The sequence below is a fragment of the Deinococcus aetherius genome (assembly GCF_025997855.1).
GTDB lineage: Bacteria > Deinococcota > Deinococci > Deinococcales > Deinococcaceae > Deinococcus > Deinococcus aetherius.
On the sequence record NZ_AP026560.1, the window covers coordinates 2,502,501 to 2,526,600 of the forward strand.

18 protein-coding genes and 2 CRISPR repeat arrays (1 of these 20 running past the window's edge) are annotated in these 24,100 nt (G+C 65.8%); of the genes, 12 read left to right on the forward strand and 6 right to left on the reverse strand.

The features are described from left to right. Window positions 1–1,748: a CRISPR direct-repeat array (repeat unit 29 nt; unit sequence CGGAGCATCCCCGCCCACACGGGGAAAAC) (it extends 1,331 nt beyond the left edge of the window). 374 nt (window positions 1,749–2,122) lie between these two features. From DAETH_RS12765 to DAETH_RS12775, 3 genes are all read left to right on the forward strand, one after another. After that, window positions 2,123–2,272, forward strand: a complete 150-nt coding sequence (locus DAETH_RS12765) for a hypothetical protein (protein WP_264775259.1) — start codon at window positions 2,123–2,125, stop codon at window positions 2,270–2,272. A 63-nt stretch (window positions 2,273–2,335) separates the two neighbouring features. After that, a complete protein-coding gene (locus DAETH_RS12770; RefSeq protein ID WP_264775260.1) occupies window positions 2,336–4,042 on the forward strand; it encodes a tetratricopeptide repeat protein in 1,707 nt (568 codons plus the stop codon). Window positions 4,043–4,240: 198 nt separating this feature from the next. Beyond that, entirely contained in the window at window positions 4,241–5,134 is an 894-nt protein-coding gene (locus tag DAETH_RS12775) for a helix-turn-helix transcriptional regulator (RefSeq protein ID WP_264775261.1), read from the forward strand. On the opposite strand, the gene cas3 is transcribed toward DAETH_RS12775, so the two are convergent. From cas3 to DAETH_RS12790, 3 genes are all read right to left on the reverse strand, one after another. Beyond that, window positions 5,122–7,932 carry a CRISPR-associated helicase Cas3' gene (gene cas3, locus DAETH_RS12780; RefSeq protein ID WP_264775262.1) on the reverse strand — a complete coding sequence of 937 codons (2,811 nt, stop codon included), beginning with the start codon at window positions 7,930–7,932 and terminating at the stop codon, window positions 5,122–5,124. The genes DAETH_RS12775 and cas3 overlap by 13 nt on opposite strands. 172 nt (window positions 7,933–8,104) lie before the next feature. Further along, window positions 8,105–8,296 (reverse strand): PIN domain-containing protein, encoded by a 192-nt coding sequence (locus DAETH_RS12785; RefSeq protein ID WP_264775263.1) that lies wholly within the window; start codon window positions 8,294–8,296, stop codon window positions 8,105–8,107. A gap of 77 nt (window positions 8,297–8,373) precedes the next feature. Next, the gene (locus DAETH_RS12790; protein ID WP_264775264.1) at window positions 8,374–8,625 is read right to left on the reverse strand and encodes a type II toxin-antitoxin system Phd/YefM family antitoxin; all 252 of its coding nucleotides are present in this window, start codon (window positions 8,623–8,625) and stop codon (window positions 8,374–8,376) included. Between the two features lie 351 nt (window positions 8,626–8,976). Here DAETH_RS12790 and DAETH_RS12795 point away from each other — a divergent pair, with 351 nt between their 5' ends. The 8 genes from DAETH_RS12795 (at window position 8,977) to cas2e (ending at window position 15,427) form a co-directional block, all read left to right on the forward strand. After that, window positions 8,977–9,117, forward strand: a complete 141-nt coding sequence (locus DAETH_RS12795) for a hypothetical protein (protein WP_264775265.1) — start codon at window positions 8,977–8,979, stop codon at window positions 9,115–9,117. A gap of 143 nt (window positions 9,118–9,260) precedes the next feature. Continuing rightward, window positions 9,261–10,961: a type I-E CRISPR-associated protein Cse1/CasA gene (casA, locus tag DAETH_RS12800; protein ID WP_264775266.1), complete on the forward strand. Its 1,701-nt coding sequence runs from the start codon at window positions 9,261–9,263 to the stop codon at window positions 10,959–10,961. After that, window positions 10,962–11,627, forward strand: coding sequence for a type I-E CRISPR-associated protein Cse2/CasB (gene casB / locus DAETH_RS12805; RefSeq protein ID WP_264775267.1), 666 nt, complete (start codon window positions 10,962–10,964; stop codon window positions 11,625–11,627). Further along, window positions 11,624–12,814: a type I-E CRISPR-associated protein Cas7/Cse4/CasC gene (cas7e, locus tag DAETH_RS12810; RefSeq protein WP_264775268.1), complete on the forward strand. Its 1,191-nt coding sequence runs from the start codon at window positions 11,624–11,626 to the stop codon at window positions 12,812–12,814. Before casB ends, cas7e begins: the two co-directional genes overlap by 4 nt. A gap of 3 nt (window positions 12,815–12,817) precedes the next feature. Beyond that, the gene (gene cas5e / locus DAETH_RS12815; protein WP_264775269.1) at window positions 12,818–13,501 is read left to right on the forward strand and encodes a type I-E CRISPR-associated protein Cas5/CasD; all 684 of its coding nucleotides are present in this window, start codon (window positions 12,818–12,820) and stop codon (window positions 13,499–13,501) included. After that, on the forward strand, window positions 13,501–14,148 hold the full coding sequence (cas6e, locus tag DAETH_RS12820; protein WP_264775270.1) for a type I-E CRISPR-associated protein Cas6/Cse3/CasE: 648 nt from the start codon (window positions 13,501–13,503) through the stop codon (window positions 14,146–14,148). The genes cas5e and cas6e overlap by 1 nt, the downstream gene beginning before the upstream one ends. Before the next feature lie 3 nt (window positions 14,149–14,151). Beyond that, window positions 14,152–15,114 (forward strand): type I-E CRISPR-associated endonuclease Cas1e, encoded by a 963-nt coding sequence (cas1e, locus tag DAETH_RS12825; RefSeq protein ID WP_264775271.1) that lies wholly within the window; start codon window positions 14,152–14,154, stop codon window positions 15,112–15,114. After that, window positions 15,095–15,427 carry a type I-E CRISPR-associated endoribonuclease Cas2e gene (cas2e, locus tag DAETH_RS12830; protein WP_264775272.1) on the forward strand — a complete coding sequence of 111 codons (333 nt, stop codon included), beginning with the start codon at window positions 15,095–15,097 and terminating at the stop codon, window positions 15,425–15,427. Before cas1e ends, cas2e begins: the two co-directional genes overlap by 20 nt. 68 nt (window positions 15,428–15,495) lie before the next feature. Then, window positions 15,496–19,062: direct repeats of the CRISPR family, unit length 29 nt; unit sequence GTTTTCCCCGTGCAGGCGGGGATGTTCCG. A gap of 221 nt (window positions 19,063–19,283) precedes the next feature. Here cas2e and DAETH_RS12835 read toward each other — a convergent pair. Together DAETH_RS12835 and DAETH_RS12840 are read right to left on the reverse strand one after the other, a co-directional pair. Beyond that, window positions 19,284–20,456, reverse strand: a complete 1,173-nt coding sequence (locus DAETH_RS12835; RefSeq protein ID WP_264775273.1) for a tyrosine-type recombinase/integrase — start codon at window positions 20,454–20,456, stop codon at window positions 19,284–19,286. Between the two features lie 208 nt (window positions 20,457–20,664). Next, window positions 20,665–21,252: an MFS transporter gene (locus DAETH_RS12840; RefSeq protein WP_264775274.1), complete on the reverse strand. Its 588-nt coding sequence runs from the start codon at window positions 21,250–21,252 to the stop codon at window positions 20,665–20,667. A gap of 166 nt (window positions 21,253–21,418) precedes the next feature. Here DAETH_RS12840 and DAETH_RS12845 point away from each other — a divergent pair, with 166 nt between their 5' ends. Next, entirely contained in the window at window positions 21,419–21,928 is a 510-nt protein-coding gene (locus tag DAETH_RS12845) for a hypothetical protein (protein WP_264775275.1), read from the forward strand. A 636-nt stretch (window positions 21,929–22,564) separates the two neighbouring features. Here DAETH_RS12845 and DAETH_RS12850 read toward each other — a convergent pair. After that, window positions 22,565–24,070 (reverse strand): hypothetical protein, encoded by a 1,506-nt coding sequence (locus DAETH_RS12850; protein WP_264775276.1) that lies wholly within the window; start codon window positions 24,068–24,070, stop codon window positions 22,565–22,567. Window positions 24,071–24,100: the final 30 nt, after the last annotated feature.

A 24,100-nucleotide genomic window follows, 5' to 3' on the forward strand; every position in this document is an offset into this window, starting at 1 on the left:
GTGCTGGCACGCGGAGCATCCCCGCCCACACGGGGAAAACGCCAACACCTACCTGGAATTCTTGGATCTGGCCGGAGCATCCCCGCCCACACGGGGAAAACGACGCGCTCCCGGCCCCGCTCGCCCTCGTCGCCGGAGCATCCCCGCCCACACGGGGAAAACGAGGACCCGGCGACCTGCGCGCGCATCCGCGCCGGAGCATCCCCGCCCACACGGGGAAAACATGGTTACCCTCCTGTTCGTCGGCTCAGGAAGCGGAGCATCCCCGCCCACACGGGGAAAACGTGCTGTCCGAACTCGTCCACGGCTGGAGCTACGGAGCATCCCCGCCCACACGGGGAAAACATGCGCGCCGGATGGTGAGACGGGTTGAGCCGCGGAGCATCCCCGCCCACACGGGGAAAACCAGCTCGTGGACGCGGGCCGCGACCTGCGCGACGGAGCATCCCCGCCCACACGGGGAAAACCTGTCCCTCGGCTACACCCTGCGCCAGGGCGACGGAGCATCCCCGCCCACACGGGGAAAACCGTCGCCCAGGTGCTCAACGGGGGGCTCATCGCGGAGCATCCCCGCCCACACGGGGAAAACTCAACATCAGAGATGTAGCTGGACCGCTCGGGCGGAGCATCCCCGCCCACACGGGGAAAACGCCATCGTGCGCCGCCTGATTGACGAGGAGGGCGGAGCATCCCCGCCCACACGGGGAAAACCGGTCCAGGACCTTCTCAACAACTCGACCTTCCGGAGCATCCCCGCCCACACGGGGAAAACGTCACGCCCGCCACCCACGAGCAGTTCCGAGCCGGAGCATCCCCGCCCACACGGGGAAAACACCAGCAGTGCGACTCCTGATACGCGCACCAGCGGAGCATCCCCGCCCACACGGGGAAAACCGGAGCATGGACTGGACGAGGTCCTCGTTGATCGGAGCATCCCCGCCCACACGGGGAAAACGAAGACGAACGAATCCGCCTAGGCCGTATCAACGGAGCATCCCCGCCCACACGGGGAAAACTCAGCGAGGCGACGCGGAGGGAAACCAGCCACAGGAGCATCCCCGCCCACACGGGGAAAACGATTGAATGCGAGATTCGAGAAAAACCAATTCCGGAGCATCCCCGCCCACACGGGGAAAACTACTGTGGTTGGTCTCTTGTTTAAGGGTGCTACGGAGCATCCCCGCCCACACGGGGAAAACTTGACGTGCGCTCGGCGGGCCTTGCCACACCGCGGAGCATCCCCGCCCACACGGGGAAAACCGCTGCAACTGCCCCACCCGGGGGAAACGACGCGGAGCATCCCCGCCCACACGGGGAAAACGAGGGCGCGACCCCCCGCCTGGACTCGTGGGGCGGAGCATCCCCGCCCACACGGGGAAAACCCGACCCGGGTGAGCGTCCGCTTCACCGACCGCGGAGCATCCCCGCCCACACGGGGAAAACCGCCGAGAGGGCATCCACGGCAGGGGCGGTGCCGGAGCATCCCCGCCCACACGGGGAAAACAACGCCTTCTCAGCGCGGATGCTGTAGGTGGACGGAGCATCCCCGCCCACACGGGGAAAACCAGATCGAGAAGATCACGAAGGCGTGGGCGGACGGAGCATCCCCGCCCACACGGGGAAAACGGTTGAGGGGAGAGGTCACTTGCCCTCACCCGCGGAGCATCCCCGCCCACACGGGGAAAACGGCGAGAGGTGTCCCGGCGGGCACCTCCACCTCGGAGCATCCCCGCCCACACGGGGAAAACACTTTAAAACCACAGCCACTTTACCCCACGCCCCCCCTCGAAGGGTCCGGCGACACCTCTGATTCAAATTACATTGTCATGCGGCGCTGCCGAAGCGGCCTTCAGTCTAAGCCAGGGCAGTGATTCACAGCCAGGGGAATTCCCACGTCACGTTTAGACGCACTTGGCTAGCACAGTAAAGGCGTCGCTAGGAAGCCCCCCTAGAGCACGAGTTTCAGGAAAAGTGGGGCTTTTCGGTGACGGTCGAGACTGGCACGTTCGCCCAGACGGCCCCCTTCAGTTTGCGTGTCCTGAAACATTCAGCCGATCGGCTAAGCGGCTGAGGGGGTCTCTGTTGCTTTCGGCGGCGTGGACCGCTGAAGAGGGAGGTTCCCATGACGATATGGACTCGGATCTGGCGTGCGGTGATGCTGTGCGGGCTGCTGGGGCTGGCGGCGCTGGGGCAGGTGCAACGGGTGGAGGTCCCCGCCAATCCCGTTCTGGCCGGAGACGATGTGAAGACGGGCGGGGGCGGCATGGGCTAAACAGCAGGGCGAAGTGCAGGGCGCGGTCCGGGCAGGTGGCCTGGGCCGCGTTACCATCCGGATATGGCGGTCAGAACGGGGCACCCGGGGAGCGCACAACTCACATCCGTCTGGGACGAATCGGTAGAGGTGCTGCTGGCCCTGGGCCGCTCCGCAGAGGCGCTGCGGACCCTCGTCCATGCCACCGAGGAGGCACGGGGCTCGGCCCGCTTTGCCGAACTGCTGGCCCTGTTTGGGCGGTTACCGCCGGAGGCGCAGGCGCAGCCGGAGAGCCTGCGCCTGCGCCTCCGGCTCCTGGGAAATTTGCCGGGGGGTGCGGCGCACATCGAGGACGAGGTGCGGGGGCGGTTGCAGCAGGCACCGTCCCCAACCTTTCTCTGGGCATATCTGGCCTGGGCACTGACGCAGCGCGAGGCCGACGAGGAGGGCCTCCAGTACGCGGTGCGGGCCGTGCAGGATGCGGAAGCACTCACCCCCTTTGAAGGGATGCTGTTGGAGCGGGCACGGGGGCAGGCCCTGATGCGGTTGGGGCGGAAGGGCTGGCTGGACGCCTATGAGCGGGCGCTGCGGTGGTGCCGAGGCCGCACGCGCGGCATCACTCTGATGGAGTTCGGCAGCCTGCTCGCCCGGGCTGGAGAGCAGGCGCGGGCCGTGCAAGTGTTCAGCGAGGCCCGCCTCGCCCTGAAGGGCGAGGAACTGGAGGGCTGGGCGCTCAACAGCCTCGGCCTGATGGCGCTTCAACTCGGGCACCTGGAGGACGCCGAGAGGTACTTCCGCGAGATGTTCCGGGTCGGCGGCAAGTTCCGCAGCCGGGCGCTCTCGGGGCAGGGAGCGGCTTACCGCGCACTGGGCGAGTGGAAGCGCGCCGAGGACGCCTACACGCAGGCGGCAACCCAGGCGAGAAAGGCGGGCGACGAGGATGATCTGCGCCAGGCCCTGCGCGGGCTGGGCCACACGCTGCGGTTGCAAGGGCGAATGCTCGCGGCCCTTGAACCCCTGACGGAAGCGGCCCGGGCGGTGCAGGCCGACCGTGACGCGGGAACGTCCTGGGTGAACGTGGACCTCGCAGCGGCCCACGTCTCGCTGCCCCATCTGGACGCCGCGCAGGTGGAGGGCCTGCTGGGGCGCTCCGGAGTGCTGGGGCGCGAGGACGCTGACCGGGCGCAGATCGTGCGGGCGGAACTGGCCCGGCGCACGGGCGACGCAGCCCGCGCACTGGACCTCATGCAGGGCCAGGAGCAGCACCTGCTCTGGGTGCGTGAGGAAAGCCTGGCGTTTCCCGCCCTCTTCGCCCTGCTCCCGCTGGAGGCCCAGCCCCAACCGCTGCCCAGGCCACCAGTCACGCGGCTGGAGGTGCGTGCGGCAGGCTTCCCCGAGGTGCGCGTCAATGGCCGTATCCTGCACCTTCCGCCGCTCTCGTTGGTGGCGCTCGTGGCCCTGTTGGAGGGTGAGGGACAGGTCAGCGGCGACGCCCTGCTCGAAGCGCTGGACGACGGCCAGGTGCGGGAGGCCCGGCAGGCCAGGCAACGCGCTTCCAAGGTAATGAACACCCTGCGGCAGGGCCTGGGCTGGAAAGGCAGCATCGTCACGCGCGGCGGCTTCTACGAACTCGGCCCGGGGACCAAGTGGACCTACGACGTGCGCGAGTTACGGCGGGCGGGCCGTCCCGTCGAGGCCTTTCTCAGTGGTGTGCCCCTGCCCTGGGTCACGGCCCAGGAGCAGGAATTGCGTCAGGCCGACTCAAATCCCCTCAGCCTTGTGGGCGGGTGAGGCCGTCGCGCGACATCTGCGCCTCACCCGTGTGGCAGCGTGTGGGGTATGGGTGATCCTCTCCCGACGCAACCTCCGCCCAAGTCCGAGGACTGGGCCGATCCGAACCTGACACCCCAGAGGGTTCATCGGCCCTCAAAAGTGTGGCACCGGGCCAAGCGGCTGGCGGACCTGCTGGCCCGCCTCGAAACTTCACCCATGACAAAGGGGGAACTGTGCGCCCAGTTTGAAGTCGGCGTGCGGACCATCGAGCGAGACCTTCAGACCCTGGGACAGATGGGGCACGCCGCACTGCCCCATCCCGGCCACGAGAAACGGCTGTACATCCCCAAACGCGGCGGGGCCTTCAACGCCCCCGAGGCCCTTGCCGCCTACACGGCCATTCGCCTCGCCTACCACCACTCGCCGTCGGGCAACCGGCACTACCGACACGCGATGGAGCAGATTTCACGGGTGCTGCCCGAGAGCATCCGCTACACCCTGAATGCCTCCGTTGTAGACAACGGCGCGGCGCAGGTGCAGGAGCGCGAATTGGAAAAGGTGGCGCAGGCGTGGGTGGACTCGCGGGTGCTGCGCTTCGACTACCAGCCCCCCTCAAAACCAGTCGAGCGCGGCAACGAGTTGTGTGTGTACTTCATCGAGATTAGCCGCACCAACCTCGCGCCCTACGTGATTGGGCTAGAACGCAGGAAGCGCGGGCAGGTCCGCACCTTCAAGTTGTCGCGGATGCAGCACCTGGAGGTGCTGCGCGAGGGCTTCGAGCCGGACCCGGCCTTTGACCCCAAAGAATTCCTCTCGGACGCCTGGGGCGTGGTGGGGAGCGCTGCGCCCATCACGGTCACGGTGCGCTTCACGCCGGATGCCGCCTACCGCCTGCTCGAGGGCGGATATCCGAATGCCAGCTTCCGCACCGAGCCGGACGGCAGTATTTACGCCGAATTCCGCGCCGGGGCTGACAAGACGGGCCTGCCGCGCGAACTGCTCCCCTTCCTGCTGGGCTGGGGGCCGCGCGCCGAGGTGCTGGCCCCCGCCCACGTGCGGGAATACTGGTTGGGAGAACTGCGGGAAGCGCTGCGGCGCTATGACCGCTGAGGCGAGACGGACTGGTACACTAGCCCCAGCTCCGGGTGTAGCTCGACTTCCAGGTTGCTGAGGGGTATTGGAACTTTCCCGTTTACCAGCGGCAGGGGCACGCAGTCGCGCAGCAGGGGATTGTCGGCCCAGCTTGTGTGAGTTGGGGCGAGGTCAGGCGCCAGGTGAACCAGTTCCCGCCGCGAGACGCGCAGGCTGCGTTTAAAGATGGCGGCGGCCTGTGCCCGGTCTAGCTTGCCTACGCCCTTGCCGATGCGCGCCGGGTCTTTTCCATCGGGGTCCAGGAAATACCCGCTGCCGATGCGGTGAACGGGTACCAGCCGAATGTTCTGCTCCCCCAGGCGGGTCTGGGGCCACTCGTCGTCGTGGGCGGGTTCGCCGTCGGGCTCAGCCTGGATGGTCGGCACGTTGTTGAAGAAGTCGTCTGGGTTACCGATGTGGGCAAGGTCCCCGAAGCGTGCGTCGTTGCCCGTCTCGTTCTGAAACTCCACCGTCGCCGCGTCCAGTCGCGCCCGCTGCTCGTCTTCCAGCGTGAACCACTCGCCCTCCCCGTACACGTCCTGCACCAGCGTGTCCAGATCGGCGGGCAGGCGAATCTCTGCGCCGTCCTTCAGCCTGAGCCAGGTGCGGTAGAGCAGGTGGGGCGCGTAGACCCACTGCCACTTGTGGGCCTCCATCGCGGCGGCGGGCCAGGTGTCCAGCCCCGCCACCCACAGATGCGGCGTGGCATGTCCGTGTCTGCGGGCCGCGTTTCCCGCGTGCCGGTGCAACCTGCCCGCCCGCTGAAGCAGCAAGTCCATCGGCGCGAGGTCCGAGATCATCACGTCCGCATCGAAATCCAGGCTCTGTTCGGCCACCTGCGTGGCGATCAGGATCAAACGGCGGGGGCGGTAATCCGCCTTCTTGACGCCCAATTCCTTGTTCTCGTAGGGCTGCGGGCCGAGGTACTTCAGCACCGCCGTTTCGCGCTTTTCGCGGTCCTCCGCCGGGTAGCGGGCGTGAAAGAGAAGGGCGCAGAGATCATCCTTCGTTCCCCCCTTCATCACCGTCCTGAGCCTCCCGACGTGCCGCTCCCGGATTTCGCAGAACACGTCCTGCGCCCGCTGCACCGTGTTGACAATGACGGCCACGCAGCCTCCATCCAGGGCGAGGTCCAGCGCCTTCTGCGCCACCTCCTCCACTGAAGCGCCCAGCGCCCGCATCGTGATGGGCGTCTGCGTGCGGCTGCTCCTGATGTGCTGGGACCGGGCTTCCGCTCCCTGGGCGACGGTCAGGCGGGGGTACTGCGCCGTCTCGCCTTCCTCTTGCGTCCCCCAGGCATCCAGCAACTCGCGGCGACTGACGGCGGGCAGGGTGGCACTCATCAGGATGACCGAGCTGCCCAGTGCCCTGAGCCAGCGCAGCAGCGCATGAATCAGGTGACTGGTGTAGGTGTCGTAGGCGTGAATCTCGTCCAACAGCACCACGCGGTTGCCCAGGCCCCACAGCCGCACGAACTGGTGGGGCACCCCCAGCACGCCTAGCAGCGCCTGATCCACCGTGCCTACACCGTATTCGCTCAGGCCCGCGCGTTTGCGGGCGCTGAACCAGCTCTCGGCGCGGACGTTCAGCCGCTCCTCGGCGGCGGTGGCCGAATCGTTCTGTGGGTTGAGGGTCCGCGTCAAGTTCTCCTGATACGCCTTGTTCAGCAACGCGCCCCCGTGCATCAGTTGGAGGTCCGGCTCGACCTCCCGCCGCGAGGCCTCATGCAGGAACTGGCGAAAGCGCATATACATCGCGTTGCCCGTCGCCTGGGTGGGCAGGGCAATGTACAGGCCCCGGTGCCCCAATTTCGTTTGCAGCCAGGTTGCCGCGTGCAGCCCGGCCTCCGTCTTGCCCTCGCCCATCGGGGCCTCCACCAGAATAAGGGTGGGTTCGGCGCTCAGGGTGGGCAGGAGGGCCGCCAGTTGCTCTTGCAGGGCGCGGGGCAGGAAGCCGGGGATGTAGGCGAACATCTCGGCGGGCGACTGAACTTCAGTTTGCAGCGGCCTACGTTCTGTCCAACCAACGCTCCTCAGCTTGGCCCGGGCCTTGCCGCGCGCCTTCTCGAAGTAGGCCGCTAGGTTCTCGATGGGCAGCGGATCCACCTGGGACGGCACCTCGAAGCTGCTGCCCAACCAGTCGGCGAAGCTCGTCAGGCCCGCAAGGCGCATATAGGCTGGGGCAGAGAGATCGTGGAGAGGAGGTGACATGCTCAACCCCAGTGCCTGCAACACCTTCTTGAACAGCATGAACTGAGCGCCCTCCCAATCGCCCGCTCCGCGCTCGTGGGTGGGAATCTGGAGGCCCTGCCTGGAGGTGGGCCGCCCGTGGTGACAGCCAACGGCATCCGCGACTTTTTCCCTGGCGGCTTGACCCCAACCGACTCGCTTGAGCAGAGGGGGCAACAGTAGTTGCGAGACTTCACCGTGCGGGACGTTGCTGGTCCCCAGGCCCGCCATCAGCCGCTCCACGCCGGGCAGCGGCCTCTTCTCCGCCATATTCCAGAGAGCTTGAAAGGTGGGGCTGGCCTTGCCCAAATCGTGCAGCCCGGCTAGAGCGCAGACCCAGCGGCGGGCGGTCTCTACGTCCACCCCGTAATCCTCGGCGAGAAGGGTCAGCGTGTGAGGCGGTTCCAGCTCCAGAATCTCCCAAGTGCAGGCAGCCACGTCCAGCAGGTGCGTTAAAACGGGAAGATAGCGCCCGTCGCCCGCTTTGCCGTCGCTCCGGCGGTCACTTTTGGCCCACAGATACCACGCTTGCTGTGTCGCTCTGTCCATGCCTCAGCGTAAGAGGACAGTGCGTCAAATCGTGTCGGAGTTGCGGTCCATCCAGTCCGCGAGCCGGAGGCCGTCCATCCGCTCGTATTCGCGCGTTATGTGTCACCAGCTCCAGTCCCCGGGCCAGCGCCACGCCTGCGTCCAGCAGGTCACAGGGGCCAATGGGCGTGCCCTATTGCCAAAGGGCGGTGCGGATATACGATGTGATTCCGGCATCCTGCGGCCCGTAGTCCAGCACCATGACTTGCGGCAGCCACAGGTTCAGGGCCACTTCCACTACCGCCAGGCGAGCGGGTTTGAGGCTCATGCCGAACTCCAGCTCAATCAGGGTCACGGTGTTGACCGCCAGTTCGGTCAGGGGCATGGCGGCAAGGTGGCTTCGAACCGCGCCCTCACCGCGCACGGCGAGGCTGATGGTATCGGTATCCAGCAGGAAGCGAATCAGAACAAGTTCCGTTCATGGGGCGGCAGTACATCGTCCTCGGGCATCTCGAAGTCGGCAAGTTCGGGGGAGGGGGCGGACGTGAAGAAGGCCGGCGCTTCGGGAGACCACTGTTGCCCTGCCGCTCCTATGGCGGTCAACTGAACGGCGGGCTTGCCATTCCGTGCGATGACGACAGTTTCGCCGCGCTCGGCGGCGTCCACCAGCTTGCTGAGCTGCTTTTTGGCGTCGTGCATGTTGAACACAGTCATGACTTCTACTTAGCTAAGCGGTTAGCTCAGACGTTACACTATCCCTAGTCCTCGCGTGGGCGGGGATGGTCCGCTATAGCCCGAAGGGCGTCCGTTTTCCCCGTGTGGGCGGGGATGGGTAAGGTCGGGCTCTCAAAGTAATAGAAATAAGCGAGCGAATTACTCAAGCTATACCCCGAAGGGATTGTATTTCTCCTTGACCTCGCGTAGGGTGGGATTGGAGGTGAATAACGAAAGACGCCCACTCCTGGCGGGGAGTGAACGTCGGTCAGCAAACAAAAGTACTGTCGGTCTTCGTTTGCGAGGGCAGTCTAATCGGCTGTCTTCGTCCGCTCAAGGAGGTAAACCACGATGAGCCCATCTGAGTGCATAGTCCTGCTGGAAAGGCTGTTCCAGCTTGCCGAAACGCGGCTGGAGCAGGGCCAACGTCCAGAAAGTCTGCTTCCCCTCCTGCGTCTGGCGACGGAATTGCTGGAGCTTGAGGACGAGTAGGGCTTGGTGAGGGCAGGGGGAAGTCCCCCCTGCCTTCTCTTTCTGATAGCACTGCACTTAATTTTTCTAACTGGTTTCCTGTTGTCAAACTCTGTGCGACAAGGAGGCGACACCTCTCCTTCACACTTTCCAAAGGAGGTGCAATGTTGGCTAGCTTTTCGCTTATTGACGACGGCTGGATTCCCAGTCGTCCACTGGAAGGCGGCGCGGTGCAGCACGTGGGCCTGCGCGAGGTCCTGACGCAGGCGCAGGCGTTCGAACGTATAGATGACCCGTCGCCGCTGGTGACAGTGGCCCTGTACCGCCTGTGCCTCGCCGTGCTGCACCGGGCACTGCGAGGCCCGGGGGACGCCGCGCAGGTGGCGGAGTGGTACAGCGGCGGCTTCTCACAGGAGGCCATTCACAGATATCTGGACGCGCACGCGGACCGCTTCGACCTGTTTCACGAGACGCTGCCCTTTATGCAAGTGGCAGACCTGACGCCTGAACTGGACGGCGGCAAGTACCTGAGCCACTGGACCCGCCTGGGCACGGAAGTGGGCAGCGCGAATACGACGGCGCTGTTTAACCCGGCGGGGCGGCCCGGCGGCGAGCGGAACGACTCGATTTCCCCCGCTGAGGCCGCGCGGCGCTTGCTGGAGCATCAGACCTTTGCATTGGGGGGACTGATCAAGCGGTTTACTACGTCCGCCAAGGCCGCTCCCATCGCCACCTTCGCCCTCACCCTCCCGCAGGGCCGCACCCTGCACGAGACGTTCTGCCTGAATTTGGTGCCCTACCGGCCCGATGGGGACGCACCGGCCTGGGAACAACCTCCCCTACGCGCCGAGGCGGTGCGGAAGTTATATGAGGGGAGCGCCGATCTTTCCCGCGTAGTCATGGGCCTGACCGACCATTACTCCTGGGTCAGCCGCTCGGTTCGGTTGACCCAGGTGGAGGAAGACGGTTCGGTCCGCGTTCGTTTCATCGGTTTTGCGGCGGGCATTCCCTTCAAGAACACGCTGGAGGAGACGGGCAAGACTGTAGACCCGATGGTGGCGACGGTTCCTGGCCGTGATCCCAAGCAGCCCTTCCCCTTTCCCCAGAAGCTGCGCCGCGAGCAACTGTTCTGGCGTGACGTGCTGGCCCTGCTGCCCGAGCCGCAAAACCAGCGGCAAGTGCTGGAAGGCGGACAGGCGGCAGGCCAGGTGGTCCGGGTCAAGGGCACCCCACCCGCCAGCGTCTACCACGCCCGCGAGGTGCTGAGGGCGCTGGAGGAGCAGGGCCACAGCATCGGTGGCAGCTTCGACTTGGACGCACTGGAGGACGCCCCCACCAGTCGCTACGCATATGCGCAGCCAGTCATTCCGGTGAGTGTTTTCGGGCAGGTGACCGATCAGGGCAAGGCGTTCTCGTACCGGCAGGAGGGTTACACCCTGCCCCATGCCTTTGTCGAGGAGCCCCAGCGCTTCACCGACGAGGTGTTCACTGCCCTGGAAGCCGCCAAGCACGCGGGTGGCGGCCTCAAGCAAGCCATTCGCCGTCTGGTGGTGGAGACGCTCTCACGCGGTGGTGAGCGTGAGCCGCACAAAGACGACGTGAATAAGTTGATGGACCAACTTCCCGCCGAGGCGACGTTCTGGGCGCGGCTAGAGGCCCCGTTTCGACAATACCTCGCCGCGCTGGACGACTCGCCCCCGGCTGCGGCGCGGGAGTGGCGGCGCACCCTCACCCGCACCGCCTGGGACGCCTGGACGTTGGCCTGTCAGGGCGTGGGCGAAGGCGCGGCAGCGTTGCGGGCCGCGAGTATCGCCAAGGGCATTCTGGTCAGCACTTTAAAGCCATTGAATTCAGGAGGCGACTGAATGACCGCAGAAGAAGAGAAAAAGCCTCAGGAAAGGCAGACCCAACGCCAAAAGCAACTGGAAAAATGGCAGAGGTTCTTTGAGTCCTTGGCGGAATTTGATCGCGGGCAATTGGCTAAGCTCCGCCAGTCGCTTGCCAATAGACCTGCCCGTTTCCTCACTGGCACTCTCTATGCTGCTGGGCTGGAAAATGAAACGCGCGTAGAGTGGCAAAGAGATGTCTTGGAACTCGTGGCGGGCCTGTTCTCGCTCGTTGAGCGTCCTCACGACGAGCAGACGGAGGCCGAGGCTGAGCGGCAAAAGCGCAAGCAGCAGCCGCTGGGACTGCTGCTAGGCGAACTGCACGTCGCACAGAACCGCAAATCAGGACGCAAGCTGGACGCACCTAGCAGCATCGAAAGCCGCTTCCTGGCTCTGTTGGATGCTGATGCGGAGGCATTGCCCTACCAGCTTCGGCAGGCGCTGACGCTGCTAAAGGCCAATGACACTAAGCCCGATTGGGCGCGACTTACCAATGACCTAATGCTCTGGCAGACCCGACTTGGCGATGGTATCCGCCGTGAATGGTCAGACGCCTTCTATACAGAAGCCGCCAAGCAAATTAGAGCTGAAGCCAATACCATAGACACACCCGAACCCGAACTCGCCCCGGAGGACCCCGCATGAAGGCCCTGCTCGAACTGCACCTTATTCAGAACTTTGCCCCCAGCAACCTCAACCGCGACGATACCGGTAGCCCCAAGGACGCCTACTTCGGCGGGGTGCGCCGCGCCCGCGTCAGCAGCCAGAGCTTCAAGCGGGCGATGCGGATGGACTTCAAGGAACGCCACTTATTGACCCGCGACGAGATCGGCGAGCGGACCAAGCGTGCCCATGAGGCCATCCGCGACCTATTGAAGGAGGCTGGGCGGGGCCACGAGGAGGCTGAGAAAGCGGCCATAGAAGCTCTGAAAGGCGTGAAACTTGAGGTCAAGACGACCAAACGTAAGGATGGAATTCAAGAAAAGAAAACGGAATATCTCGTTTTCCTGGGTAGGGATGAATTGGCCTCGTTCAGTCAGAAGATTCTTGAAAATTGGGAGGGCTTCGAAGCTCATCTCAAAGCTTTAGAGGCTGAGGCACAGAAAAAAACTCCCAAAGCTGTAGACCTTCCCAAGGAATTGAAGGCAAACCTTCTAGGTGCTTTGGATGGCTCGCGCGCCGTGGACATCGCCCTCTTCGGGCGGATGCTGGCCGATCTGCCCGACAAGAATGCCGACGCCGCCGCGCAGGTGGCCCACGCACTGGGCACCCACGCCATGAGCCGCCGCGAGTTCGACTTTTACACGGCAGTGGACGACCTCAAGCCGAATGACACGGCGGGCGCGGACATGCTGGGCACGGTGGAGTTCGGCAGCGCCACCTTCTACCGTTACCTGTGCATTGACCTCGCCAAGCTGCGGGGGAACTTGGGCGGGGACGACGACCTGGTGCTGCGCGGGCTGAAGGCGCTGTTGTACGCCAGCGTGTACGCCGTACCCACTGGCAAGCAGAACACCTTTGCGGCACACAACCTCCCCAGCCTGATCTCCACCGTGGTGCGGCAGGACGCCAGCCCGCGCAACCTCGCCAATGCCTTCGAGGTGGCCGTGAAGGCCAGAGAGGGCGGCCACGTCGCGCCCAGCATCGAGAAACTGGCGAACGAGTGGGACAGGCAGGAGCGCATCTTCGGCCAGGGCGGGCGTGGGCGGTACGTGAACGCGCACGACGAGTTGGAGATGGAGGCCCTGGGCGAACGGCAGCCGAACGTGGAGACCCTGATTGGCAGCGTGCTCAACGATGTGCGCGGCGTGCTGGGCCAGTTGGGGCAGTGAGGGATGGCGACCTTGCTGATCCGGCTGGTGGGGCCGATGCAGGCGTGGGGCACCCGCAGCCAGTTCGACGACCGTGACACCGAGGCCGAGCCCAGCAAAAGCGGTGTGCTCGGCCTGGTGGCTGCGGCGCTGGGCATTGACCGGGCCGAGCCGGTGGACCACCTTGCCGCCCTGCGTTTCGGCGTGCGGGTGGACCGCGAAGGTGTGGTCCGCAGCGATTACCACACGGCGCAACTCTTTCCCGGCGAGCGCAAGACGAGCACCAGCGTGACGCGCCGCGCCTACCTCGTAGACGCTGCCTTCTGGGCAGCGTTGGGCGGCGAGCGTCCGCTGCTGGAAGCCACCCACGCGGCCCTGCGAAACCCGCACTGGCCCCTGTGCCTGGGACGCAAGAGCTTTCCGCCCTCGGAAGCGCTCTGGCTGGACGGCGGTGTCCGTGAGGGCGAGTTGCTGGACGTGCTGCGCTCGGCCCCCAGCCTGCGTGGCGAGCGGAACGATCCCGACGCCCCTTACCGCTTCGTGGTGGACCGGGACGCGGTGTCGGGCGACACGCGCCGCCTTTCACCGGGCCTGCGCCGGGACGATCCCACCGCCTCCTTTGCCGAGCGTCGCTACGCCCTGCGCGACGTGTGGATGTTCAGCGAGGCTCCTATGGCACGGCCCGCGCCCCTGCCGGAGGTGGGCTGATGTACCTCTCCCGTCTCTTCCTGAACGAGGGGAACCGTCAGGCCGATGGAGACCTGCGGAGCGCTTACGGCCTGCACCAGTCGCTGCGCTGGGCCTTTCCCGGCGCGGGCGAGGAAGGCCGCCCCCTCCCCGACGGCGAGCGGTTGCTGTGGCGCAACGATGATCAGAAGGGCCTCCTCGTGCAGAGCATGACCCGCCCCGATTGGCAGGCACTGGAGGACCGCTGGCCCGGCTACTTCCAAGACATCCAGGTGAGGCCCCTGGACCTCTCGGGCCTGCGCGAGGGGGACCGTCTGCTGTTCCGTTTGCGGGCGAACGTTACCGTCAACCGTTACCGCAACGACCAAGACCGCACGACGGACCCCCGCACGAAGCGGGAAGCCCTGCGCGGCGCGAAGGAACAACTGGAATGGCTCGACCGCCAGGGCGAACGGGGCGGCTTTGCCATACTGGGCGCGGACATCGTGCAGAGCGGCAACGTCCGGCTGTACAAGGCGCGGGGAGGCGCGCCCATGACCCTCTTCGCCGTGACCTTCGAGGGGCTGCTGACCGTGGAGGATCCCTCACAACTCGCGCAGACCGCACAGCAGGGCGTCGGCAAGGCCAAATCGCTGGGCTTCGGCCTGCTGAGCCTCGCCCGGAGGTAGACCGTGACGGATCTCATGACGCATCAGAGCCAGGCTCCAATCGTCTGGAAGAAACAGAATCTCCGGGAACTGCCCAAGTTTCGGGACGGGACCTCTTATCTGTACCTCGAGCACAGCACGCTGGAGCAGGACGGGCGCAGCATCCAAGCCTTCCACCCAGAGGGCATGATCACCATTCCCTGTGCCAGCTTGGGCGTGCTGTTGCTCGGCCCGGGGACCAGCGTGAGCCACAGCGCCATGAAGGCCCTCTCGGACACGGGCTGTTCAGTGCTGTGGGTGGGCGAACAGGGCGTGCGGATGTATGCCAGCGGCGTTGGGGAATCGCGCAAATCGGAGCGCCTGATGCGACAGGCCCGGCTGTGGGCACACCCCCGCAGTCGTGAACGCATCGTGCGGCAGATGTACACGATGCGCTTCCCAGAGGGGCTGCCCGACCACCTCACGCTGCAACAGATTCGCGGGCGCGAGGGGGCACGGGTGCGCGACTTGTACGCCCGCTACAGCCAAGCGCACGGCGTCAAGTGGCAGGAGCGCAAGTACAATCGCGGGAACTGGGACGAGGCCAGCCCCATCAACAAGGCGATCAGTAGCGGGACCGCTTGCCTGTACGGCCTCGCGCACGCAGCCATCCTGAGTTGTGGATACAGCCCAGCCCTGGGCTTCGTGCATACCGGCAAGCAACTCAGCTTCGTGTACGACGTGGCGGACCTGTACAAGATGGAAGTCGTGATGCCCGTCGCCTTTCAGGAGGCGGCGCGGGGCGGCCAGGACATCGACCGACGTGTGCGCCTGGCCCTGCGCGACCACATCAAGCAGTTGCGGCTGCTGGAGCGCATGGCGAACGATCTGCTCACCCTCCTCGACGACCGCCATGAGATTGACCCCGGGGATGACGACGTGGGCGAGTTGTGGGACCCCGAAGGCAATGTGCAGGGTGGGGTGAACCATGCTGGTGATGACGCTTGAGCGTGTTCCCCCATCCTTGCGCGGAGAGCTGACACGCTGGCTGATCGAGGTCCAGACGGGCGTGTACGTGGGCACCGTCAGCGCTACTGTCCGCGACCTACTGTGGGACAAGGTGGTGCAGCACGCCCGCGGAGGCCGCTGCACCCAGCTCTACCGCAGCAACAGTGAGCAGGGTTTTGCTGTCCGGATGCATGGCGAGGGGCGGCGTACGTTGGTGGATCTCGAAGGGTATCAACTTGTGGCCGTCAAGGACGCCCGGTATGAGACACTAAAAGGGAACTTTGCCCCTCCCGAGGAGCTTGAAACTTTGTAAGGTTAGTTACCCTGGGGTCGAGGGTCTTCAGGGGAGAGGATGTAGGGTTTACTGCGTCAGTTCAGAGTGTTTTCCCCGTGCAGGCGGGGATGTTCCGGCCTGGCGGTAGGCCTGCCCGAGATACACGGCGTTTTCCCCGTGCAGGCGGGGATGTTCCGGGCTCGAGCTTGCGGGCCTCCTCCGCGCAGTTGTTTTCCCCGTGCAGGCGGGGATGTTCCGGCGGCACGGGGATCGTTCCGCACGCCCCCGAGGTTTTCCCCGTGCAGGCGGGGATGTTCCGCCCACCCACGCCGGGGCACTCTCCAGAATCCGGTTTTCCCCGTGCAGGCGGGGATGTTCCGCGCGGTAGCTCTGCATCAGCAGCGGCGCGTTCGTTTTCCCCGTGCAGGCGGGGATGTTCCGGTTTTCCGACATCACAGCCGCAACCGCGAAAAGTTTTCCCCGTGCAGGCGGGGATGTTCCGCGGCCTCTCGTATCCCGTCAGGCAAACCCTCGGTTTTCCCCGTGCAGGCGGGGATGTTCCGAGCAAGTTCTGGAAGCGTGTCGGTGAGATCGCGTTTTCCCCGTGCAGGCGGGGATGTTCCGGGATATTCGAATAGCGGCATCTCGTCGGGGTTGTTTTCCCCGTGCAGGCGGGGATGTTCCGCTGAACCCATGCCCCAGCCCACAGAAGAGCAAGTTTTCCCCGTGCAGGCGGGGATGTTCCGTACGACCTGATGCAGGAGTTCGGCGCCGATCAGTTTTCCCCGTGCAGGCGGGGATGTTCCGGCGCGTGCCAACCCGAGCAGCTTCCCGACGGTGTTTTCCCCGTGCAGGCGGGGATGTTCCGACCGGCAACCCCGTCGGCAACGTCGGTATCAAGTTTTCCCCGTGCAGGCGGGGATGTTCCGCCAGGGGGGCGAAGTGGCATTCCCTCGGATTCGTTTTCCCCGTGCAGGCGGGGATGTTCCGATGAGAACCCAACAACACGGTTTCCCGGAGACGTTTTCCCCGTGCAGGCGGGGATGTTCCGGGGATCAGGACGCCGCTGGCGATGGTGGCGATGTTTTCCCCGTGCAGGCGGGGATGTTCCGCGTTCGGGAGGATGGCCCGGCGCTCGGGGTCGGTTTTCCCCGTGCAGGCGGGGATGTTCCGTGGCGAGCGGCGAACTCTCGCCCTCCTCGCCCGTTTTCCCCGTGCAGGCGGGGATGTTCCGGTGGGGCGCCGGGCCATTGGCTACCGGGCCGGGTTTTCCCCGTGCAGGCGGGGATGTTCCTGCGCACCCCCACGGGCCGTTCGCGGTGGGGGCGTTTTCCCCGTGCAGGCGGGGATGTTCCGGCTCCAGGGCCTACGCGGACAATGCCGGGTTGGTTTTCCCCGTGCAGGCGGGGATGTTCCGGCAAGGTCGGCGTTGACGATGCGGACGCTGCCGTTTTCCCCGTGCAGGCGGGGATGTTCCGCCGGTTCCCTCAATGGCCTTCCTGTGCTCGGTGTTTTCCCCGTGCAGGCGGGGATGTTCCGCCCGAGTGTCTGAAACAGACAGCCAACCGACGGTTTTCCCCGTGCAGGCGGGGATGTTCCGTTGGAGCCGGGGACACTGTACGGCGTCGCGTGGTTTTCCCCGTGCAGGCGGGGATGTTCCGCTCTTGGAGCGGGTCCTGGGAGCGAGGTTCGCGTTTTCCCCGTGCAGGCGGGGATGTTCCGATGCAATTGAGCCAAACCATGCGCTTGTTGAAGTTTTCCCCGTGCAGGCGGGGATGTTCCGTGCGCCGAGGCTGGGCACGCGGGCTGCGTGAAGTTTTCCCCGTGCAGGCGGGGATGTTCCGTGAGGGGTGCCCTGCGGGCGGTAGTCGTCCCAGTTTTCCCCGTGCAGGCGGGGATGTTCCGGTCCGGTGATCGAGTCGCAGCGCCTCCAGCTCGTTTTCCCCGTGCAGGCGGGGATGTTCCGTCCATCATCACCCGGGTCGCCGGGGCAGCCGAGTTTTCCCCGTGCAGGCGGGGATGTTCCGTCGGTCGGCGTGATCGAGAGTTCCGTACTCACGTTTTCCCCGTGCAGGCGGGGATGTTCCGTCGGCCACCCTGTGATGCCGGGGGGTGAGGGCGTTTTCCCCGTGCAGGCGGGGATGTTCCGGCCGCCCTGAGCCTTCCAGCCAGCAGGAGGCCGTTTTCCCCGTGCAGGCGGGGATGTTCCGCGAACAACAATCCCGAACTCGCCTCCTACTACGTTTTCCCCGTGCAGGCGGGGATGTTCCGTCAACGCGGAGGGCCTGACCCTGCGCCAGCGGGTTTTCCCCGTGCAGGCGGGGATGTTCCGGTCAGCCCGCCCGTCTGCCCGGTGATCGCGTCGTTTTCCCCGTGCAGGCGGGGATGTTCCGCAATGACCCGCTACGGTGCCGCCGCCCACACCGTTTTCCCCGTGCAGGCGGGGATGTTCCGTCGTTGCCGCTGACGTTGGCCCCGCTGTTGTAGTTTTCCCCGTGCAGGCGGGGATGTTCCGGACACCCGGTTCAGGGAGTACGCCCTGCACGAGTTTTCCCCGTGCAGGCGGGGATGTTCCGGCGGCCGGCCTGCTCGACCCGAAACGGATGGCGTTTTCCCCGTGCAGGCGGGGATGTTCCGGTGGATCAGGCCCGCCTCGCACTCCGCAACATGTTTTCCCCGTGCAGGCGGGGATGTTCCGCGCGCACCGTTCGGCCAGGGCCAGATGCGCCGGTTTTCCCCGTGCAGGCGGGGATGTTCCGCTCCGCCCGGAGGGCGTGGAATGCCTCCAGGAGTTTTCCCCGTGCAGGCGGGGATGTTCCGGCCGAACCCTTCCGGGGCGCCGCCGAGGCCGCGTTTTCCCCGTGCAGGCGGGGATGTTCCGCTCGTGGAGGTGAGCCGTGAATGATCTCCCGCGTTTTCCCCGTGCAGGCGGGGATGTTCCGGCTTCATGAAGGGTGAAGGGCGGGGCGAGTCCGTTTTCCCCGTGCAGGCGGGGATGTTCCGCGTACCCTGTCCGCCCCCCCGCCGACCAGCCCGTTTTCCCCGTGCAGGCGGGGATGTTCCGCGCCTCCACCAGGACCGCGTGCAGGTCTCGACGTTTTCCCCGTGCAGGCGGGGATGTTCCGATTGACCGCGAGGCTTACCTTTATGCCGAGGGGTTTTCCCCGTGCAGGCGGGGATGTTCCGCGCAATCCACCCGCATGGCCGCCCTCATCCGGGTTTTCCCCGTGCAGGCGGGGATGTTCCGCGGGAAGGGGTCCGGGCGCCGACGCTCGTGGAGTTTTCCCCGTGCAGGCGGGGATGTTCCGCAAAACGTGCGAACCGCAATCCTGACCGCCGCGTTTTCCCCGTGCAGGCGGGGATGTTCCGGTGGCGGAGCGACACAGGGGGCGCAAACTGACGTTTTCCCCGTGCAGGCGGGGATGTTCCGGCGCGGCACGACACCCCGAGCAGCCGGGGCACGTTTTCCCCGTGCAGGCGGGGATGTTCCGGGGGGCGCGTGAGACGCGGCGAGGAGAGGCTGGTTTTCCCCGTGCAGGCGGGGATGTTCCGCGGTTCCCTGTGACAGCAGGTCGAGCCGCTTCGTTTTCCCCGTGCAGGCGGGGATGTTCCGCTTCCTCACGGTCACGGCAGGCCGCTTGAGGTGTTTTCCCCGTGCAGGCGGGGATGTTCCGATCGCCCCCGCTCCACGACGGTCCTGCCCGTGGGCGGGGATGTTCCTCGCTGGGCTTAGGTGGCGCAGGGCGCAGGTCAGACTCCATTCGTCTCTCCCTCAAGTCCTAGGCACTCCGCCCGGGAGCGTATTAGCCTGGATAGGCGCGCTCTGGTACCAGTCCGTTGCCGAGCCCGCCGTTTGCCTAAAATCGATGATGCCATGGGGAGTCCGACACTGTCCTCAGGCCGCAGGCTCCTCGTCGGTGTCCTCTTCCACCCGCCTGGCCGCGCTCCTGATCTTGAGGGGCTTGGGGGTGAGGAGGTCGCCCAGGCTGAAGGTGTGGCGCTCGTGTTCCTCGACGAAGATGTGACGGTAGATGTCCGCCGTCGTGCTGGGGCGGCTGTGTCCCAGCTTCTCGCTCACCACCTCCATCGGTACGCCCCTGGACAGCATCAGGCTCGCGTACGTGTGCCGCAGGTCGTGGAAACGCACTTCCCCTAGGCTCGCTTTGGCGGCAATCTTCCCAGCAAGCTTGGTCAAGGAGTCGGGGTACAGCCGTTGCCCCCGCGCGTTCGCGAACACATGCCCTCCGGGGTTGATGCCCTCCTGCCGATGCCGCCGAAGCAGTTCCACCGTCTCCAGCGCGAGGTGGAGGTCGCGGATGCCCGACTCCGTCTTGGGCGCTCCCAGCGTCGCCTTGCCATTGACCACCGTGATGTTCTCCCGCACCCGTAACAGCCCCTGCTCCAGGTCGAGGTGAGCCCACCTCAGGGCGCAGACTTCACCCCGCCGCAGGCCCGTCGCGATCACGAACTCGAAGAGGACGCTCAGGCGATGTTTCCCCGCCGCCTTCAGGAACGCCTCCACCTCCTGGCTGTCCAGCGCCCGGGAGGTCTTTCCTCGCCGGAAACTGGGGAGGCGGGCCACCTCCGCGACGTTCCTCGCCACGATCTCATCGAACACCGCCTCTTGCAGCGCTTGGCGCAGGATCACCCGCACCTGATGGAGCAGGGACTTGGAAAAGCCGTTGTCAGACAGCCTCACGTACGCGGCGCGGACATCGCTCGGCTTGAGGTCCTGTAACTTCCGCTGACCGAGCAGGGGCGTGAGGTGCTTGTCGATCACGTAGCTGTAGTTGGCAAAGGTCTTCGGGGCCAGGTTCGGTCGCTTCAACTCCAGCCAGCGGGGAAGCCAGTCCGCCAGCCTGATCTGGCTGGGGGTGGGGAGCAACCCGCGTTGATAGTCTGCCAGGGCCTGCACCCGTGCCCTTTCCGCGTCTCGCTTGGTCTTCTCCGTCCCGCTCTTGAGGAGCTGCTTGCCGCGCTCGTCGAAGCCGAGGGTGATCTGCCAGCGGTAACTGCCGCTCGGGAGTTGCTTGACGCAGCCCTCCCCGTTGTCTCGTCGTCCTGCCATTGTTTTCCTCCTGCCTGCGGGCGCTGAGCCTGCCCGGGCAGTCGGGATGTTCGCTCTGATTGCTTGAGATAGCGAGTCGAGAGGCTACGCACACCGAGACGGGAAATATACGGTCCAGACGGTATTCAAGTTGTCGCCGTCTCGGCCCCCACCGTCCCCTGGAACCAGCGCACCCACACGGAGGCGGCCAGCAGGACGCACCCCAGGGTCACCAGCGTGAGAGGAATGGCCCCACCCCGAAGCCGCTCACGGCCACCCCCATCAGGGGTTGGACCGCCAGCGCGCCCAGCGAGCCGCCCATCATCGCGATAGGCAGCCGCCGCGGCGTCAAGGGTTGCCCATACCACGCCACCGTCGTCGGAAAGATCGGACCCAGTACGAAGCCCAGCAGCACGTAGGCGGCCACCCGCAGGTCCGGCACGGTGGCGAGTCCGGCCGCCACGATAGCGACGAGCGTCGCCCCCGCACCGAGTCCGCCGATCAGGGCGAACAGCAGGGCCAGCACCCAGCTCGGGGCCAGACCGATGCCGAGCGCACCCACGGCGACGAGAACGGGCGCGACGGTCAGGAGGCGGCGGGTGCCGAATCTCCCGATCAGCCAGGTGGCACTCAGGACGGCGGTGGTGGAGCCCAGGAAGTTGGCACTGGTGATCAGGCCCACCTCGGCCTGGGAGAGGTCGAAGCGGTGCAGCAACTGGGGATACAGGGGGCCGAAGGAGGAGATGTAGACGCCCTGGACGGCGAGGGCGACGGCACCGACGGTGTGGATGGGGAGTTCTCGGCGGGAGGCGGACATGCGGCCCCAACCCTACGCCTCGCCGGGGACTCAAGGTGGGACGCCACGACCATCTGAGCTTTACCCATGCCCGTCGGCGGGATTGAACGCCTCCTTGTCCGAACCTTACGTCCGCAGCGGCGCCCACACACCTTCCCGGCCCTGCGGCATGGCAAGGTCACACACCATGCGTGCCTTTCGACACCTCTTCGGCCACCGCCCCGAACTCCAGACCCAGCCCACCGACAGCCTCGAACAGGTCGTCCTCGCCGCCCCCGTCGCCCAATTCCTGCTCCGGCAGGCCCAGCTCCGCAGCGAGACCCGCAGCGGGCTCCTCTTCGGCCGCCTTCAGCAAGGCACCCTCACCCTGACGCTCGCCACGGCGGCACGCTGGCCCGGCCTCACCTCCGATCCCTTTCATGTCGAGCGAGCGTACCTCCTGGGTGCGAGCGACGCCGTGGGCTTCGCGTTCGGGGGGCAGGTGGACTGGTGGGGGCTGTGGATCACTGGCGCCGACGGGCAGGCTGGTCCCACTCGCCGGGTGTTGCGTTGGTACGAGCGGGCGGTGCGGCGCGGGCTCATCGACGACCGGACCGTGCTGGTGGTCGCGGGCTTCCAAGACGGGCTGCTGAGCACCCGCACCCTGACGGGTGGGCCGGGGGTGGACCCGCTCGATTTGCCCACCTCCTGGGAGTAGCCGCTCACGACACGTCGTCGCAACATGTCTCCTCGACGTGAGGTGTGAGGTGGCCGCTCCGCCGTGCTGGTCGGGCGTTTTCCCTCACACCTGCCTTGGAAGCGGGAGGTCGCCCTGGCTCAGAAAACGTAGGAGGCGCCGCCCCGGTCATGTGCTGGGCTAGCCCAGAGGCCAGAAAGGCCATAGTGTTCGCCACCTCCTCGGGGGGGAGCAACGTCGCCCAGCGGGATGTCCCGCGCGATGTCGGCCGCGTGTTCTCGCAGGTACCCCCCGGCCATGTCGGTGCGCACCCACCTGTGCCCCGGCGGCGGCGAGGATACGGACGGGGGCGGCGTCGATGCCGCGTGAACCCCCCGTCACGAGAATGACCTTCCGTCAAGTTCAGCATGGCCCTTATCGTGTCGCCTGTTCACTTTGCTGGCGTGGTCGCTGGAGAAGCAGCGGGCAAGCTGCTGACCCCCATACCGGGCGGCTGAATTCGAGGACCGCTCCACCCCGCATCCCCGCTTGCCCGGCTCCTCTTTTTGGGCGTTGCCGCCCTCGGCCCCGTGTCGAGAAGAGGAAAGTTCAAGACCGTCCTCGGGGTCGGGTAAGTTTGGCCAAGGCTATCAATCAAATTCGCGTGTGGCGGCTGTCTCAGTCATCTTGGAGCGACAACATTGGTACGGGTCTCCCTCTCCCTCCCCCGTAGCTCTCATGAGAGGGGCGACCAGAAGCGCTCGTGAGAAAAATGAGATCATCGGTCGCCCATCCCAGCTTGTCGACGATCAGGCGGGTGGGAATCCCTGCCTCGGCGGCGCGTCGATTCACTTCGGCCACGACCTGCATGCTGTACCGCTGTTCACGCTCGGGCTGTGTGACGGCCACATACGCGCCGTCGTGAAGCCACAACAAAATCCGAAATTCGCTCTGCTCCCGCGCCTTCTGCAGCAGCGGCTCCATGAGCCAGAACTCGAACGACTGTGCCTCGTGGGCCAGCAATGAGTTCTCCCGGGAGGTCCCCTGCGGCACCACCCGATCTTCTAACCGGATGAACTGTCCGAAGGCATCGAGTATCCCTCCTTCCCGGCGCATCCGCCTGAGCCGTGCCGACCTCCCCTCGAGCAGCTCCGTCACGAAGGGGGTGGCGAAGACCTCCGTGGCCTTTGCCGCCCCGAATGCTTCCCTCACCTGCCGCCAGAGATTGCCCTTGCTGCGGCCGTAGGCCGCGGCGTAGAGGAAGGTCTTGAAGTCCGCCTTGTGCTCGGGAGACAACCCGGCCATCCCCAGCAGTGGAGGCCAGACCGAACGGCCCGGTCGCGTGTGCTTATACAGAACTCCTCTGAGCCAGGGCAGGTCCCATGTTTTGGCGATGATAGCCAGTTGGGCGGCGGCCAGGTCGAAGTGGAGTGCGCCCTCCAGCAGGACCTCCCGCACCGAGGAGGTCAACTGCGCCATGCTCCACCCCAGGGTGTAGATGCGCGGCGTCCGTTCCACAGTCTGATAGGTCGAGTCGAGCCCCGCCTGCCGCAGGGCGAACAGGAGCCGGAGGTTGGAGAGGATGCGCCTCGGACTGTCCAGCGTCTGCGAGTAGGCCACGGCCTGATCGAGCTGTCGCTCGAAGCGGCGGAACACATGGGGGCGCATCCCGTTCAGAAAGCGGGCTGCCTCGACATTGGGACCAGGACGCAGAGGCGTACTCTGGCGCTCCTTTCGGCGCAGCGCACGTCGTCGCTCGATATCCCTGGCCGTCAACGGGTCGCCCGTGATGAAGTCGACCAGATCGCCCGAGCCGGGCCCCGTCAGCTCCGAGAACAAGGCCCGCTGAAGAACGACGGGCAGGTCCAGCCTGGCCGTCCGGGCCCGACCCTGCCGCCACTGCCCCTCCTGAATATGCAACTTGATCCCGACCCGATCCTGGAAGTCGTGCAGAAGGTCCCCGCTCACATAGCGGTGCCCGCGTAACTCCCGGTCGCGCCCCTCCAGCAGGGCGCAGACTCTGCGGCTCACCACCGCATCGCCCGAGAGGTCGTCAGGCCAGCTAGGGAACAACGACTCCTGGAGCAGGAGAGCAAACCGAATCTCCGTAAACGCGATCGGGTAGGTGAGTTTAAGACACTCACGGAATCCTTTAGTGACGGCCAATCCCGATGTGGCAGACATAGCGAGCAACTATGGAGCCCAAAGTATTAG

Coding starts and splice junctions, on each gene's coding strand:
- cas2e (WP_264775272.1), top strand. CDS start 15,095: ATGCTGGTGATGACGCTTGAGCGTGTTCCCCCATCCTTGCGCGGAGAG.
- casB (WP_264775267.1), top strand. CDS start 10,962: ATGACCGCAGAAGAAGAGAAAAAGCCTCAGGAAAGGCAGACCCAACGC.
- DAETH_RS12790 (WP_264775264.1), bottom strand. CDS start 8,625: ATGACTGTGTTCAACATGCACGACGCCAAAAAGCAGCTCAGCAAGCTG.
- cas5e (WP_264775269.1), top strand. CDS start 12,818: ATGGCGACCTTGCTGATCCGGCTGGTGGGGCCGATGCAGGCGTGGGGC.
- DAETH_RS12765 (WP_264775259.1), top strand. CDS start 2,123: ATGACGATATGGACTCGGATCTGGCGTGCGGTGATGCTGTGCGGGCTG.
- casA (WP_264775266.1), top strand. CDS start 9,261: ATGTTGGCTAGCTTTTCGCTTATTGACGACGGCTGGATTCCCAGTCGT.
- cas3 (WP_264775262.1), bottom strand. CDS start 7,932: ATGGACAGAGCGACACAGCAAGCGTGGTATCTGTGGGCCAAAAGTGAC.
- DAETH_RS12835 (WP_264775273.1), bottom strand. CDS start 20,456: ATGGCAGGACGACGAGACAACGGGGAGGGCTGCGTCAAGCAACTCCCG.
- DAETH_RS12795 (WP_264775265.1), top strand. CDS start 8,977: ATGAGCCCATCTGAGTGCATAGTCCTGCTGGAAAGGCTGTTCCAGCTT.
- DAETH_RS12785 (WP_264775263.1), bottom strand. CDS start 8,296: ATGCCCCTGACCGAACTGGCGGTCAACACCGTGACCCTGATTGAGCTG.
- DAETH_RS12845 (WP_264775275.1), top strand. CDS start 21,419: ATGCGTGCCTTTCGACACCTCTTCGGCCACCGCCCCGAACTCCAGACC.
- cas7e (WP_264775268.1), top strand. CDS start 11,624: ATGAAGGCCCTGCTCGAACTGCACCTTATTCAGAACTTTGCCCCCAGC.
- DAETH_RS12850 (WP_264775276.1), bottom strand. CDS start 24,070: ATGTCTGCCACATCGGGATTGGCCGTCACTAAAGGATTCCGTGAGTGT.
- DAETH_RS12840 (WP_264775274.1), bottom strand. CDS start 21,252: ATGTCCGCCTCCCGCCGAGAACTCCCCATCCACACCGTCGGTGCCGTC.
- DAETH_RS12775 (WP_264775261.1), top strand. CDS start 4,241: ATGACAAAGGGGGAACTGTGCGCCCAGTTTGAAGTCGGCGTGCGGACC.
- cas6e (WP_264775270.1), top strand. CDS start 13,501: ATGTACCTCTCCCGTCTCTTCCTGAACGAGGGGAACCGTCAGGCCGAT.
- DAETH_RS12770 (WP_264775260.1), top strand. CDS start 2,336: ATGGCGGTCAGAACGGGGCACCCGGGGAGCGCACAACTCACATCCGTC.